General features: G+C 48.3%; 15 protein-coding genes. 9 read left to right on the top strand and 6 right to left on the bottom strand.

Annotation, left to right across the window (positions count from 1 at the left end):
- Positions 1-79: 79 nt before the first annotated feature.
- Both BLV87_RS01570 and BLV87_RS01565 read left to right on the top strand, forming a co-directional pair.
- Positions 80-1,120: a CDP-6-deoxy-delta-3,4-glucoseen reductase gene (locus BLV87_RS01570; RefSeq protein WP_093064712.1), complete on the top strand. Its 1,041-nt coding sequence runs from the start codon at positions 80-82 to the stop codon at positions 1,118-1,120.
- Positions 1,117-1,530, top strand: coding sequence for an HIT domain-containing protein (locus tag BLV87_RS01565; RefSeq protein ID WP_093064710.1), 414 nt, complete (start codon positions 1,117-1,119; stop codon positions 1,528-1,530). Before BLV87_RS01570 ends, BLV87_RS01565 begins: the two co-directional genes overlap by 4 nt.
- A 39-nt stretch (positions 1,531-1,569) precedes the next feature.
- Here the strand turns inward: BLV87_RS01565 and BLV87_RS01560 are convergent, their stop codons facing one another.
- A complete protein-coding gene (locus BLV87_RS01560; protein WP_093064708.1) occupies positions 1,570-2,487 on the bottom strand; it encodes a phosphoribulokinase in 918 nt (305 codons plus the stop codon).
- 489 nt (positions 2,488-2,976) lie between these two features.
- Between BLV87_RS01560 and rimO the strand changes: the two genes are divergently transcribed.
- Entirely contained in the window at positions 2,977-4,287 is a 1,311-nt protein-coding gene (rimO, locus tag BLV87_RS01555) for a 30S ribosomal protein S12 methylthiotransferase RimO (protein ID WP_093065096.1), read from the top strand.
- Positions 4,288-4,515: 228 nt separating this feature from the next.
- A complete protein-coding gene (locus tag BLV87_RS01550) occupies positions 4,516-4,695 on the top strand; it encodes a hypothetical protein (RefSeq protein ID WP_093064706.1) in 180 nt (59 codons plus the stop codon).
- A 55-nt stretch (positions 4,696-4,750) separates the two neighbouring features.
- On the opposite strand, the gene BLV87_RS01545 is transcribed toward BLV87_RS01550, so the two are convergent.
- Together BLV87_RS01545 and BLV87_RS01540 are read right to left on the bottom strand one after the other, a co-directional pair.
- The gene (locus tag BLV87_RS01545; protein WP_245706875.1) at positions 4,751-6,283 is read right to left on the bottom strand and encodes a D-alanyl-D-alanine carboxypeptidase/D-alanyl-D-alanine-endopeptidase; all 1,533 of its coding nucleotides are present in this window, start codon (positions 6,281-6,283) and stop codon (positions 4,751-4,753) included.
- A gap of 207 nt (positions 6,284-6,490) precedes the next feature.
- The gene (locus BLV87_RS01540; protein ID WP_093064702.1) at positions 6,491-6,724 is read right to left on the bottom strand and encodes an acyl-ACP--UDP-N- acetylglucosamine O-acyltransferase; all 234 of its coding nucleotides are present in this window, start codon (positions 6,722-6,724) and stop codon (positions 6,491-6,493) included.
- A gap of 224 nt (positions 6,725-6,948) precedes the next feature.
- Between BLV87_RS01540 and BLV87_RS01535 the strand changes: the two genes are divergently transcribed.
- Genes BLV87_RS01535 through BLV87_RS01525 form a run of 3 tightly spaced genes read left to right on the top strand, consistent with a single transcriptional unit; the run spans position 6,949 to position 10,795 of the window.
- Complete coding sequence (locus tag BLV87_RS01535; RefSeq protein WP_093064700.1) at positions 6,949-7,680, top strand: septal ring lytic transglycosylase RlpA family protein; 732 nt, start codon at positions 6,949-6,951, stop codon at positions 7,678-7,680.
- 53 nt (positions 7,681-7,733) lie between these two features.
- Positions 7,734-9,443, top strand: coding sequence for a sensor histidine kinase (locus tag BLV87_RS01530; protein WP_093064698.1), 1,710 nt, complete (start codon positions 7,734-7,736; stop codon positions 9,441-9,443).
- Complete coding sequence (locus BLV87_RS01525; RefSeq protein WP_093064696.1) at positions 9,440-10,795, top strand: sigma-54-dependent transcriptional regulator; 1,356 nt, start codon at positions 9,440-9,442, stop codon at positions 10,793-10,795. The genes BLV87_RS01530 and BLV87_RS01525 overlap by 4 nt, the downstream gene beginning before the upstream one ends.
- A 2-nt stretch (positions 10,796-10,797) precedes the next feature.
- Here the strand turns inward: BLV87_RS01525 and BLV87_RS01520 are convergent, their stop codons facing one another.
- From BLV87_RS01520 to BLV87_RS01510, 3 genes are read right to left on the bottom strand one after another with little or no spacing between them, the layout of a single operon-like run.
- Positions 10,798-12,573, bottom strand: coding sequence for an N-acetylglutaminylglutamine amidotransferase (locus BLV87_RS01520; RefSeq protein WP_093064694.1), 1,776 nt, complete (start codon positions 12,571-12,573; stop codon positions 10,798-10,800).
- Between the two features lie 45 nt (positions 12,574-12,618).
- A complete protein-coding gene (locus tag BLV87_RS01515) occupies positions 12,619-13,734 on the bottom strand; it encodes a helix-turn-helix domain-containing protein (protein ID WP_093064692.1) in 1,116 nt (371 codons plus the stop codon).
- On the bottom strand, positions 13,727-14,329 hold the full coding sequence (locus tag BLV87_RS01510; protein ID WP_139282101.1) for a hypothetical protein: 603 nt from the start codon (positions 14,327-14,329) through the stop codon (positions 13,727-13,729). Before BLV87_RS01510 ends, BLV87_RS01515 begins: the two co-directional genes overlap by 8 nt.
- A gap of 214 nt (positions 14,330-14,543) precedes the next feature.
- On the opposite strand from BLV87_RS01510, the gene BLV87_RS01505 reads away from it, so the two are divergent.
- Complete coding sequence (locus BLV87_RS01505; protein ID WP_093064688.1) at positions 14,544-14,801, top strand: type II toxin-antitoxin system Phd/YefM family antitoxin; 258 nt, start codon at positions 14,544-14,546, stop codon at positions 14,799-14,801.
- On the top strand, positions 14,792-15,049 hold the full coding sequence (locus BLV87_RS01500) for a Txe/YoeB family addiction module toxin (RefSeq protein ID WP_093064686.1): 258 nt from the start codon (positions 14,792-14,794) through the stop codon (positions 15,047-15,049). The genes BLV87_RS01505 and BLV87_RS01500 overlap by 10 nt, the downstream gene beginning before the upstream one ends.
- Positions 15,050-15,052: the final 3 nt, after the last annotated feature.

Genomic DNA, 15,052 nt, shown 5'->3' with positions numbered 1-15,052 from the left:
GGGTGAAAAGTCTGGAGAATAGCACAAGCCGCTATAGCGCGTTAGAATCTGCGAATTCGAGGTTTTAATGGATGCAGCCATGACTTTTAAGGTAACAGTACAGCCTTCGGGGCATACGTTTTGGGCAGAGGCGAACGAGGCGATTTTAGAAGCGGGTTTACGTCAAGGTGTGGCCTTGCCTTATGGTTGTAGAGGGGGAGTCTGTGGTTCGTGTGCTGCTACCGTGCTGAGCGGGCAGGTACATTACCCCTTTGGTGAGCCGCAAGGGCTTGCGCCTTATGATGAAGAGCGTGGCAAAGCCTTTTTGTGCATGGCAGCAGCGCTGAGTGATCTGGAGGTTGATTCACCGCGAGTAGGCATGGAGCCTGACATCGAAATCAAAGCGTTACCTGTGCGGGTCGAAAAACTACGCAAGTTGGCGGCGGATGTGATGGAGTTGACGCTGAAATTGCCCGCTTCCGAACGCTTGCGGTTTCGGGCGGGGCAATACATCGACATCTTGCTGAAAGATGGCAAGCGCCGTGGTTTTTCGCTGGCGAATGCACCGTTCAACGACCAATTTCTGGAATTGCATATTCGCCATGTGCCGGGTGGTTATTTCACCAGCCATGTGTTCAACGAAATGAAAGAAAAAGCCTTGTTGCGGATTGAGGGGCCGTTGGGCAGTTTCTATATCCGCGAATCTGAGCACCCGATGATTTTGATAGGTGGTGGCACTGGTTTTGCGCCTCTGAAAGGCATGTTGGAACAGATGATGGCGCAAGGCATGGATAAGCCGGTGCATTTGTATTGGGGGGTGCGTGCCAAAGCCGATTTGTACATGGATAGTGTGGTACGTAGTTGGGAAGCTCGTCACCCGCAACTGGTTTACGTACCAGTACTTTCCGAGCCACACCTAGAAGATGCGTGGGCAGGGCGCACCGGTTGGGTTCATGAGGCTGTTGCGGCTGATTTTCCTGATTTGTCTGGGCATGATGTGTATTTGAGTGGCCCACCGCCCATGGTGAATGCAGCAAAAGCCGCATTTTGGGCGCAAGGCTTACCCGAAAACCAACTGTTTTACGATTCCTTCGAGTATAGCCCGGATACCTTAAAAGCCATGCAGGAAAGCCTATCATGAGCACGGCTGCGTTCAGCTTGCACCCTCAATTGGCGCAAGATACCTACAACGTGACCGATTTACCGCTGTGCCGCGTTTTGCTGATGAATGAAGTGCGTTATCCCTGGTGTATCTTAGTACCGCGTCGCGTGGGTATTCGTGAAATCCATGAGTTGGCTTCAGCAGAGCGCCAGCAGTTGTGGGAAGAGTCAGATGCGGTGAGTCGGGTGCTAATGGTCTTGTTTCAGCCTGATAAGCTGAATATTGCCGCTTTGGGGAATATGGTTCCGCAATTGCACTTACACCATATTGCGCGGTTCCAGACAGATGCGGCTTGGCCTGCGCCGGTTTGGGGGAAGTTTTTGCCTGAATCTTATTCAGCAGACTCAGCAGCCTCACGCTGCGAGGTATTGCGTCGGCTGTTGCAGTAAGTAGGGCGACTCAATTAGTCGCCGCTACATATGATGCGATTACGCTTTGTTTCTACTCTCAATCATGTCGTGGATGATTGGGTTAAGGATCAATTCCATTGCTAGTACCATTTTTCCACCCGGTACCACAATGCTGTTGCGACGCGACATGAAGGAGTCGTGGATCATGGACAGCAGGAACGGGAAATCCACGTTAAACCGCTTCGGATCCGCGAAACGGATAATCACGAAACTTTCATCAGCCGTCGGAATATCACGCGCAATGAATGGGTTCGAGGTATCCACTGTCGGTACACGCTGGAAGTTGATGTGGGTGCGTGAGAATTGCGGGGTGATGTGGTTAATGTAATCCGGCATCCGGCGCATGATGGTGTCGACGGTGGCTTCCGGTGAATAGCCACGTTCGGCGTGGTCACGGGAAATCTTTTGGATCCATTCCAAATTCACGCTGGGTACAACGCCAATACCGAGGTCAACGTATTTCGCAACGTCATAACCACCGTATTTTTGGTCAGGCGTAATGTCTTTTACTAGGCCATGCAGACCTTCGTAGAACAGAATATCGGTGTTCTGTTCAGTATCTTCCCATGGGGTGAATTCGCCTGAACCTGCTGCACAGGTAACGCCCATTGCCGCTAAGCGCTTCTGATGGTGAGCGGCTTCCGCATCATTGTGCAGGTAGTAACGCTTTTTACCGCTGCCGGTTTCACCATAGCTTTTGAACAGTGCTTCTAATGAATGGAAATCGTTAGCTTCAGGGCCAAAATGGCTGAAGTTGGTTTCAACCGCAGAACGCTGTTTAAATTCAGTACGGGTAACGCTGTGGAAGCTATCGCCTTCGACGACGGCTGCTGTAATCTTTTCGCGGAAGAAAATGTGCTCAAAAGCACGCTTGACGAAGGTAGTACCTGCACCAGAGGAACCTGTTACAGCGATAACTGGGTGTTTTTGGGACATTAGAGCTTCTCCTCTCAGAACTGTGAATGCGCAATCGACCAACATTCTAACTAAACGGGCAGTGTGTCTGTATATGCCTTTCGATAGGGATACGGAAAATCGGTCTGTCACATAATCTTAATATTAGCTTAATCAGGTGTTTAGGTGGGTTATCCCCATATCCTGTGGATAAGTATGTGGACGCTTTTGTGGATAGTGTCCTGCAAGGCTTGTTTTATAACGGTTCTTGCCAGATTGTTTAAAAAACAACCTATTATTTTATTTTTTAAAATCAATATGTTGTGTTTTTTGTAGTGTTCTGCTTGGTTATTGTTAATAAATATTGTAATGCGTGTTCCATCGCTTGTGCTGTGTGCATAACTCGATTGCTGTCACCAAAAAGCCTTGACACAAGATGTAGTGTTACGTGGGATTTTACTGATAGGGCAGCATAATGTGCCGGGATCAGCTATCATTACCAGCTTTCCAATCACTTACCTGTTATTTGTTATGAAGCAAGCTCAACCCCGCGTCGGTTTCGTTAGTCTCGGTTGCCCCAAGGCATTGGTCGATTCCGAGCGCATCCTTACCCAATTACGTGCCGAAGGTTACGAAATCAGTGGCAGTTACGATGACGCTGACCTGGTGGTGGTGAACACGTGTGGTTTCATTGATTCGGCGGTGGAAGAGTCCTTGGAAGCCATTGGTGAGGCATTGGATGAAAACGGCAAAGTGATTGTCACCGGCTGTTTAGGTGCAAATGCAGGCACAGTATTAGACGCTTACCCGAATGTACTTGCTGTTACCGGCCCTCATGCGTATGAGGCTGTTATGCAATCGGTGCATCAGCACTTACCGCCGTTGCATGACCCCTATACGCACTTGATTCCACCGCAAGGGATTCGCCTCACCCCCCGTCATTATGCTTACCTGAAAATTTCGGAAGGCTGTAACCACCGTTGTTCTTTCTGCATTATTCCCTCGCTACGGGGTGATTTGGTTTCGCGCCCGATTGGCGATGTGTTGCAAGAAGCCGAAAACTTGGTGAATGCAGGCGTGAAAGAATTGCTGGTGATTTCGCAAGATACCAGTGCTTATGGGATTGATGTTAAATACCGCACGGGTTTCTGGCAAGGTCGCCCGATTAAAACGCATTCGCAGCAACTGGCGGAAGCCTTAGGTGAAATGGGGGTATGGGTGCGCTTGCATTATGTTTACCCGTATCCGCATGTGGATAATCTACTGCCCCTCATGGCGGAAGGCAAAATTCTGCCGTATTTGGACATTCCTTTTCAACATGCAAGCCCTACGGTATTAAAGGCGATGCGTCGCCCCGCCCATGCTGAAAAAGTTTTGGGGCGTTTGGCTAAGTGGCGTGAAACCTGCCCGGATATTGCGGTGCGTAGTACCTTCATTGTGGGTTTCCCCGGTGAAACTGAGGATGACTTTGAAACCTTGTTGGATTTTTTGCAAGAAGCGCAACTCGACCGTGTGGGGGCGTTCACGTATTCCCCTGTTAAGGGTGCGGAAGCGAATGCGCTTGACGGTGCTGTGCCTGAAGAGGTCAAAGAGGAACGCCTCGAACGCTTCATGGAAGTACAGGCTGATATCAGTGCCGCTAAACTCAGCCGTTTAATTGGTAAAACCATGACCGTGTTAGTGGATGAAGCGGGAGAGGGTCAAAGTATTGCCCGTACTCACCGTGATGCACCTGAAATCGACGGACAGGTGATTATCGAAGGGGTGGAGTTACCGGTTGGGGAATTTGCTCAAGTACGTATTACTCATGCGGATGAACATGATCTTTGGGGGGAAATTTAATCCTTCCTTATAAAATAATTTATCTTGCTTTAGCCGCTTAGTTTACTTATGTTAATTATTAGATCTTTTTGCGAAGATTTGATTAAAAATAAAATAATTAAATGATGGCAATGAATTAATTAGTTAATTTGCATCTAATGTAAGTGTTGCTACTGTACTATGTAACCAACATCCATTAATATAAGTTATAGCTATTTAATTATAATGCCTAAATAAGGGCTGATAAAGATGATGAAATTTTTCAACCAGTTGCGTGGTTCTATCGCAACGAATCTGCACGATGCCTTGCCTATTCTGCTTATTGTTTTGTTTTATCAGATGACGATTCTTGAGATCCCGCTCTCTGAAATTGTGGGCATGTTAGGGTGGATTGTATTCGTCGCTTTTGGTTTGACCATGATTCTGTGAAACATCAAAAAACCCGCTTGAGCGGGTTTTTTGAGCGGATCAACAAGGTAAGGGGTTACTGCGCACTGGCAACATTGTTTTGTGCGCCGTAGTACACCCACTCGACAAGATCATCGTGTGATTCTTTGGCTGTCGCCCGGATGCTGGCGTCATTGTGCAAGAGCGCTACCACATAAGTTTGCCCATTGGCTGCGGTTAAATAACCCGCGAGTGCGCGTACATCACGCAACGTGCCGGTTTTAAATTTGCCACGCCCTGCAAGGTTTTTCAGGCGGCTTTTCACCGTGCCATCCACTCCTAACACAGCCATCGAACGCATCAGTTCATCACGGTAAGGGCTGTTATACGCATCGACGAGCATTTCACCCATTTCACGGGTTGAAATCCGTTCTACTCGGCTTAGACCGGAGCCATTTTCAATTTTGAGGTTAGAGAAGCGTAAGCCTCTGCTCTCCATGAATTGTCCAACAGCACCTGCCCCTTTTTGGGTTGTGCCGGGTGCGCCGAATTGTTTAGCCCCCATGGACAACAAGACTTGGCGAGCTTTGACGTTATTGCTGTCTTTATTGATTTCAACCAATACGTCGCGTAAAGGTGCTGATTGGTGAGTGCTGACTAATTGTGCACCAGCCGGGACGGCTTGTACCTGAAGCCCACCGTTGAGATGCCCGCCCATTTCGCCAACCCAGATTTTCCAGAAATCACCGAACAGATTAACGTTTAAATCATTGCCATTGCGTGGCGCAATCGGGCAGATACGCTGAATTTGCCCCGCTTTATTGCGCATTTCATAGCAACTGCCACGTTCATTATAGAGCAGGGCTTCGGGCTGGGCGTTGTAACTTGCACCCTCCTTGCCATCAATCGCTGCTTGGTAGGGAACATTGAAATAGGTTTTATCAACCACAAAGTTACCCGCGATATTGCGGATACCCCGTGCTCGCAGCGCTTGTAATAATTGACGGAAGTCAGCTTCACGGAAATCCGGGTTGCCGTAGCCTTTAATGATGACATCCCCTTGCAAAGTATCGCCTGCTACATTGCCGATGGTGTAAATTTCGGTTGGCCAACGGTAATCCGGGCCTAGTACCCCTAGCGCGGCATAACTAGTGACCAGTTTCATGGTCGATGCTGGGTTACGAGGGGTATCCGCATAAGCCACGAGTAAGGGTTGACCACCATTTACCGGACGCACATAAGCGCCAAGGTTTTGCTCTGACAGGCCACGTAAACGTAGGCTACTGGCGATGTTGTCGGGTAAACGGTTGAGTTTGCCCGCACCCCGATAAGTCTTGTCACCACCGGCTGAATTTAATGGCGTTGGTTGTAACTTGGCGACAGGCTCCGCGCTTGCTTGGTGGTTAGCGGTACGTGCTTGCCATTGGCTTTGCTGCACGGGTGTCGCCGCCTGTGGTACAGAAGTCTGAGAGGGTGTCTCCCCAAACAATTCCGCTTGCGTGTGAGTAGTACCAGCACTCGCGACAGCCGTACCCGGTTGGACATTTTGTGAACTGCACGCTACCAGCGATACAGAAAGCATCAGTAATGTGCCCAGATGCAAAATGCGCATAGATTCCCCGTTCTTCATGTTTCCGTACCCAATAATGTTAGCGCCCCGTCTGAAAACAGGTGAGATGAAAAATAAATATTGTAAGCCCTGTTGCCTGATAAGTCTTTCACGACTTGCATAAATAGAGACTTAATCCGGCTCAAAAGTTCCCGATTCTGCTTGACAGTCTCACGAAAAAGCCTACCCGGATCAATCTTGGGGTAGGCTCGATTTTGGGGATGTTGCTCAAAGACCAATCAATGCAGCGTGGTAGCCACGGTCTCGGACATTACTCAATATGTCGTAAGAATAGGCTTGTTCGGGATCATAATCCACGACCATTAAGTGACGGGTGCGTTCATTCATACACGCGGAGAGAATACCGGGGGAAAAGGATAGGTCATGTTCCAGTGTGTGGATTTCGGCATCGGAAAGTTCTTCGTCGATATGCATAACGACTGCTACATCATACTTATTCATAAACTAGCTCCTAAGCATTGCTTGTAGGTTCGTAGCCCGAATTTGGTGTAATTTTCCAGACGTTAAATCAGATTTTAGCGTCTGTCAAAAACAACTACATTTCATACTTGAATTATCACGATGTGGTGAAGAAATGTGCTATTGGTGGGCAGGGTTTGAGAATGTCCGGTAGCATGTTATGCTTTTATTCGACTCAACTTTTTAGTCGGAGGAAATTTAAAATAATGAAAATATTAAAACAATCGTTATGGACAGGATGGACGCGCCGTATCGGGGTGAGTATCACTGCCTTAGCCCTTGCCACTACGTTTAGCTTGCCTACCGCAGCCATAGCCAAAGAGAAAAAAGCTGCCAGTAAAGTGAGTGCTCAGCAGAAGTCGAGCAAGAAAGTCAGTCACAACAAGGCAAGTAAAAAGGTTCATAAAACCAAAATACGTGCCAAGCATACCAAAGCAGCAAAAAGTCGTGTGCTTAGTAAACAACGAAGTAAGTCCACGAATGAATCGCAGCAATGGGTATGGAACCCTTCTCAAGAACCAAAGCAAGCTTATTACACAATACCTACATCCGTTGCCGGTACAGCCGCAAACCCGCCGAGCCAGCCCGCCTTTTTACCCCCCGAAGCACCTATCTCCGCCAAACCAGTGGCTGAATCAGGCAAAGCCCATCAGGTAGGTACAGCCTCTTTCTACAGCGACAAATTTAATGGTCGTAAGACGGCGAGTGGGGAACGTTTCGATCAGAATGATTTGACGTGTGCTCACGGTAGTCTACCCTTTGGTTGCCGTATACGTGTGACAAACTTGCGCAATAACAAAGCGGTGGAAGTGAAAGTCAATGACCGGGGTGGTTTCCATAAGCACGGGCGTGTGATTGACTTGTCGAAAGCAGCCGCTAAAGAAATCGGTATGGTTGCTACGGGTACTGCCAAAGTTAAAGTTGAGGTATTGGAATAAAGCATTCCTCCCGTTTACCTGTCCATAACAGCACGGTTGCCGGTGGGTTAACCGTGCTGTTTGTGGCGTTAACGTTGCTTACTGTGTATTACGCAGTACGTCAAAGTGCAGAGCAGCGTTTACAGCAAGAAACCAGCGGCCTCTCACAACAATTGGTAGGGCAATTAACGGCTGAATTAGAAAAACACCGCTACTTACCGGAGCTACTGGCTCAATCCACAGAGGCTCGCTCGCTACTCAGCTCTCCTTCACCTGATCTAGCCGCCTTAGCAGCGTTTAACCAGACGCTGGAAAAAGCGAACCGCATCGCTAGTACTGCGGATATTTACCTGATGCGTCTTGATGGTTTGACCATTGCTGCCAGTAATTGGAATACCCGTGCTTCTTTTGTCGGCAAAAACTTCGCGTTTCGGCAGTATTTCCAGCAAGCGATACAAGGACAGTTAGGACGCTATTATGCTTTAGGCACGACATCAAAAAAGCGTGGTTATTACTTTGCCCATGCAGTGCATGATCGTGAGGATAAGGCCATCGGCGTGATGGTGGTGAAAGTCGATATTGATCTGCAAGAAGAACGCTGGAAACAGACAACGGCTGATTTCATGGTGGCGGATCGTGACACTGTGGTGTTCATGTCCAGCCGTGACGAATGGCGTTTACGTTCTTTGCAGGTTTTATCCGCTGCCACTCAAGCAGCATTGCACCAAAACCAGCGTTACGATCAACAAGCCATTGAACGTTTGCCTGGCAACTGGCGTATTAACCCGGCATTAGAATGGCAACGTGTCAGCACCGCTCAGCAACAGTATTTGGTACATAAACGCCCGATGGATTTCATCGACTGGGATGTGTACATCCTAACGGACTGGAGCAGTGTCACCCGTACAGTAGTCACCATGGTGCTGATGACGGCTTTTATGTTATTGCTAACGTTGTTGTTATTGTACGTATTGTGGAAAAATCAGCGCCAACGCCGTGAATACGAGCAAAAAGCCCGCGAAGATTTGGAAGCTAAAGTCGCAGAACGCACGCAAGAATTGCACCGTACCCAAGAGGAATTGGTACAGGCGGCAAAAATGGCAGCTTTGGGGCAACTTTCCGCCGGAATCAACCACGAACTCAACAACCCGCTGACGGCGATTCGTGCTTACGCTGACAATGCCGCGCAATTTCTTGAACTTGGCAAGCCCGATATTGCCCGCAACAACCTGACTGAAATCGTGGGGCTAACCGAACGCATGGCGACGATTACCCGCCAACTTAAAACGTTTTCACGCAAAAGTGCCGGGCAAATTGAAACCTGTGATTTGCATTGGGCGTTGGATTCAGCGTTAAGCATTGTCCAGCCTAAGCTGACACAAACACATATCGTATTGGAACAGCAACGGGGTGAACAGACCCGTTATGTACAAGCGGATCTGGTGTGGTTGGAACAGATTCTGGTCAACTTATTGAGCAATGCCGCCGAAGCGGTGCAAGAGCAAACCGAGCAGCGCCTATGGGTTGTGTTACAAGCACATGATGGGCAAGTGCAGGTGAGTGTACGTGACAATGGCACGGGGATCAGTGAAGCAGCGTTGCCCCATGTTTTTGAAGCCTTCTTCACCACTAAAACCGTTGGTAAAGGCTTGGGCTTGGGGTTGTCGATTTCCTATCGTTTGGCACGTGAGATGAATGGTGATTTACGTGCAGCCAATGCCCCACAAGGCGGCGCAGTGTTTACGCTCACATTGCAAGCAGCGACTCACGGAGGTTTTCCATGATTGCCCCTAATATCCTGTTGATTGATGATGAAAAGACAGTCCGGGATGCTACCGCGCAATCCCTCCTGTTAGCCGGATACACGGTGGAAACCTTTAGCCGTGCGGCTGATGCCTTGCAAAAACTAACGGCTGAATTCGAGGGCGTGATTATTTCTGACATCCGAATGCCGGAAATGGATGGTTTGGAGTTTCTTCAGCGGGTATTGCGTATTGATCGTGATCTGCCGGTCATTTTGATCAGCGGACATGCGGATGTGGCGACGGCAGTGAGCGCGATCCGCAATGGCGGTTATGACTTGCTGGAAAAACCCTTTTCCAATACACAATTGGTGGAAGTGGTGAAACGCGCCAGCGACAAACGCCGTTTGACCCTAGAAAACCGTGCCTTGAAAGAAGCACTGGCAAACCAAACGCGCCCCGGCCCCCGGATTATTGGGCAAACCCCCGCTATCATGATGTTACGTAAAATGATTACGCGCATTGCCAACGTCAATGCCGATGTGTTGGTGATGGGGGAAACCGGCACGGGCAAGGAGTTGGTCGCCCGTTCTATCCACGAACAAAGCCAGCGACGCGATCACAATTACGTGGCAATTAACTGTGCGGCGATTCCCGCCAGTTTGCTCGATAGTGAGCTATTTGGGCATGAGGCGGGGGCATTTACCGGGGCAAAAGGCAAACGCATTGGCAAGTTTGAACATGCAAACGGTGGCACGCTATTTCTGGATGAAATCGAGGGAATGCCACTGACCACGCAAGCCCCCTTATTGCGGGTACTGCAAGAGCGCAAGATTGAGCGGCTTGGGTCTAATAAGCTGATCCCTCTGGATATTCGGGTGATTGCTGCCACTAAAGTCGATTTGAAAGATGCAGCAGAACGGGCTGAGTTTCGACAGGATTTGTACTACCGCTTAAATGTGGTGACCTTGGAAATTCCCCCGTTGCGAGCGCGACGTGAGGATATACCGTTGCTGTTTCAGCATTTTGTGTTGATTGCGGCAGCCCGTTGCGAAACCGAAGTGCCACCGCTCAATAGCCAAGCCTTGCATGTGCTGATGGGGCATGACTGGCCGGGCAATATTCGTGAATTACGCAATATTGCGGAGCGTTATGTGTTGTTGGGGGAGGCATACAATTTCGATCTGGCGACCCTAATGAATGCCGGTGACAAATTGGAAGGGTTGTCACTGACTGAGCAAGTCGCGTGTTTCGAGAAAACCTTGATTGTACAGGCGTTAAATCACCACCAAGGCAATACACGAGCGGTGATGGAGGCATTGGATTTGCCCCGTAAAACCTTGACGGACAAAATGAAAAAGTACGGTTTGGACAGGGAGCAGTTTCGGGATTGATACTAAACGCCCTGACTCTGCAACCACATTTCCAACGCCGCCATGTGCCACAGCTTACTTCCCTGAATCCGCGTCAAATGCGCTTCAGGTTGAGCAATCACCTTGTCGATATAGCTACGCTGGTATAAGCCCCGTTCCCGACACGCTTGCGAATCCAGCAAATTACGCATCATTTCCAAAAACTCACCGCGCACAAACTTCAAGGCAGGCACGGGGAAATACCCCTTGGGGCGGTCAATCACGCTATCCGGCACTAGCCCCCGCGCAATTTGTTTCAGCACGTATTTACCGCCATCACGCAGTTTCAATTCGGTCGGCATTTGAGCTGCCAGTTCCACCAATTCGTGATCGAGGAACGGCACACGCGCTTCCAGCCCCCACGCCATCGTCATATTATCCACGCGCTTGACCGGATCATCGACGATGAACGTGGTCACATCAGCACGCAATACCGCATCCAGCGTTTCCTCCGCATCCGCTGATTCCAGCAATTCGCGCACCAATTCGCCGGTGTAATCGCGAGTCTGGAATGGGGTTTGCAACATTTCCGCCATTTCGCTGTGGTCGCGGTCGAAATAATACGGTGCGAGGCGTTGCAGCATGTCGGGGTTTTTGTCGGCGTGCGCTTGCGGATACCAGAAATAGCCGCCGAACACTTCATCCGCGCCTTGCCCGGATTGCACCACTTTCACATGCTTGGAGACCTGTTCGGAGAGCAGGTAAAAGCCAATCGCATCTTGCCCAAACATCGGTTCCGCCATGTTTGCCACCGCTTCGGGCAGGCGTGACAGGGTGTGTTCGTTGGGGATGTGGAACTTGTGGTGTTTGGGTTGGAAGCGTTCTACTACTGCGTCGGAATATTCGTATTCGCTGCCTTTTTCCTCCGGCTGGTCGTCGAAACCGATGGTGAAGGTGCGGATGTCCTTGATGCCGATTTCAGCCAGCAAACCGACCAACAGGCTCGAATCCAAGCCGCCGGAAAGCAGCACGCCCACGGGTACGTCGGCGATATTGTTGCGGCGGCGCACGGCGGTTTTCAGCGATGCGTGTACCGCGTCGATCCATTCCTGTTCGGTGCGTGGTTCGGCGGGGCGACGTGCCACCAAATTCCAGTAACGTTTCAGCTCTTGTCGCCCATCGGCGTGGATGGTGAGGCTGTGCGCGGGTTGCAGCTTGCGGATGCCGTTCAGCACAGTGCGCGGTGCTGGCACAACCGCGTGCAGCGAAAACAGGTTGTGGATTGCGAGCGGGTCGAGGCTGGTATCAATCCCCGGTGTGGTCAGCAAGGCTTGCGTGTTGGAGGCAAAGCGGAAACTTTTGCTATCGGCGGCGTAGTAGAGCGGCTTGATACCCATGCGGTCACGCGCCAGGAACAGCGTTTTCTTGCGCATATCCCAGATCGCGAAGGCGAACATGCCGAGCAAATGCTTGGGTACGTCTTCGCCCCATTCGGCGTAGGCTTTGAGGATGACTTCGGTATCGCCTTCGGAGAAGAAATGATGCCCACGAGCCTTCAATTCCGCCCGCAATTCGGGGTGGTTGTAGATCGTGCCGTTGAACACCAGTGCCAAGCCGGATTCGATGTCGACCATCGGCTGGCTGGATTTGTACGACAGGTCGATGATCGCCAAGCGGCGATGCCCAAACATCAAGCCACCGTCGGAAAAGCTGCCCGCGTGATCGGGGCCGCGCTTTTCCAGCTTTGCCATCATGCTGTTGAGGTATTTCAGTTCGGGGAGTTGCCCGTCGAGGCGTAGTTCACCGCAAATGCCGCACATTTTTGAATTCCAAGTTGTTGTGTATCAGATTATAGACGTCAGACTTTATCGGGCAAGGGATAAGCTTCTGACATTATTATGCTTTACTTGTTTTGATAAATCGTAACCAGTTAATTGAGCAATGATTTCCTCAGAAATGCCAAGTTTTTCAGCGATCCCGTAAATTGAAATATTCATATCTTGATTCAAAATATCTAATGCCGCTGATAATATTTCCGGGTGCTCATCGGGTATTTTTTCATCGAAATACTCAGTTTTTGTTTGTCCGCTTTTATTTAAGTAGACATTGGCGCTTCGAAATTGCTGTGCTGTTAACAATCCAAGATAGTATGCTCTATACATAATAGCCCTAACACTCATTTTCCAGCGTAGTTTTAAGGCATAGACCTTATCCCAGTTTATTCTGATTTTACCAATGCAGCCTTGAAACTCTCTCAGGAATGCGGAGCGTGGAAAAAGGAAAGCACTAGCAAAAGCATTTGCTTCAGACTCTGTTTTTGAACAGCCTGTTTCTACACCCTGATGTAGAACGATATGAGCAGTTTCATGTGCTAAATCAAAACGCATCCTGCATATGCTTTCCTTTGCATTATTACGAACAATAATAGGTCTGTTCCTATTTATGGATAATGCATCTACCTTGTCTGAAACGCCATCAAAACATGTAATTACAGCACCTGCATTTTCTAAAACTCTAATCATGTTTGAGATAGGGGCATTATTTCCTAGTCCCCAATATTTTCTACATTCCTCAGCAGAACGTTCTATATCTTCTGCAGTTAGTTCATTCGGAATATTAATATCAGGGAAATCAATATGAGGTAACTCTAGATTTTTATCCAATATAAAAACTAATTGTTCAAAAATAGTCCCTAAAGCAAGTACTCTATTTGAAAGATTTACTGGTGTGGTTTTTCTCTTTCTAAAGTGGCATTGCTCGGGTTTTACGTCATTTGCCAATGGAATGTAAAAAAATCTTGTGTTTACACGTAAAACTTCTGCAATAGCAAATAAGGTATCATCTGCTGGTTGTTTGACACCACTTTCTAGCTGATGAATGAATTGTCTGCTAACAAGAACTAAGTCACCCAGTTCTTGTTGAGTTAAGCCATTCATTAGTCTTGCTAGCCTTACTTTGTCACCAAAAAATTCTTTATTCATTTTTTACCGCATCGCTCTTGGATATTTTTGCCTTTAAACGATTAACTGCTGAGTCAAGTTCAATGCTCTCAGATAGTGTATGGTTCATATCAGCCATTAGTATGATATGGCTACGAATAGGAATTTGCCAGTTAATAGAGATTTCACCAGTCTCTGTATAGCCAACAAAATAAGCGCGTTCAACTAATTTTTTTGAGTTTGTGTCTAAAATACAGAACCAAATCAGTTCATCGCTTGAGTTTTCAGAATGAAAAAGTTCAATTTGTTTGAGTGCTTCCGGGGATCGCAATAACTTTCCCGACGGTAGTTTTTCTGGTTCTCCTTTCCAAAATCGGACAGGTGTCGAACCTATTCTGAGAGTAAATCTCCCATCCTCTGTTAGAATACCTAACCATTCAAAATCTGATTGACCTGCTTGAACTATGCTTTGGCTTCTGGAACATTCGTACACTCGAAGACCTAAAGATTTTTTTGTATCACCGAGTTCTGGATTATGTAAATCAACGACATCAGCTCTCACCTTCGCTAACATACTTGCAAGTTGGATCAGTCGTTCTTGTTGAAGGTCAGGGTTAACGTCCCATGGGTTCATCATGCTTTTTACTTTAGTTATGTTGCACATGGATTAGAGATGCCCTGATAGTATGCTTTTTTTAATTTTTGTCAACCAGTTCTATCTTTGTAAATCTTTTTTTGAAGTTGCAACTAGATTTCCGATTTGTATGCTTACGATTAGGTTATGGGTATTGTGTTGCTTGACTCTCTAGTCTATAGTTTTATGTACATAATCACGTACAGGTTTGTTAGCTATGAACGCCATTTCCTACACCGCTGTGCGAGCGGATCTCGCCAAAACGATGGATCGGGTCTGCGAAGATCACGAACCCGTCATCATTACCCGCAACCGCGAGCAAGCCGTGGTGATGATTTCGCTGGAAGATTACAAAGCGATGGAAGAAACCGCGTATTTATTGCGTAGCCCTGCCAATGCTAGCCGCTTGCTGGAGTCCATTGCGGAATTGGAGCGTGGTCAAGGGCAAGTGCGTGAGTTGATCGAATGCGAATAATCTTTTCATCCAAAGCGTGGGAGGATTACGTGCATTGGCAACAAGCCGATAAGAAAATCCTCAAACGCATCAATGACCTAATCAAAGCGATTTCGCGTGATCCGTTTGACGGTATAGGTAAGCCCGAACCGTTGCGGCACGGGCTTTCTGGTTATTGGTCACGCCGAATCAATGATGAACATCGGCTGATCTACAAAGTGGAAGGCGAGGACTTCCTGATAGCGATGTGTCGGTATCACTACCAATAAGTG

It is taken from the genome of Thiothrix caldifontis (assembly GCF_900107695.1).
GTDB lineage: Bacteria > Pseudomonadota > Gammaproteobacteria > Thiotrichales > Thiotrichaceae > Thiothrix > Thiothrix caldifontis.
This window is presented reverse-complemented; position numbering and strand designations above follow the sequence as displayed.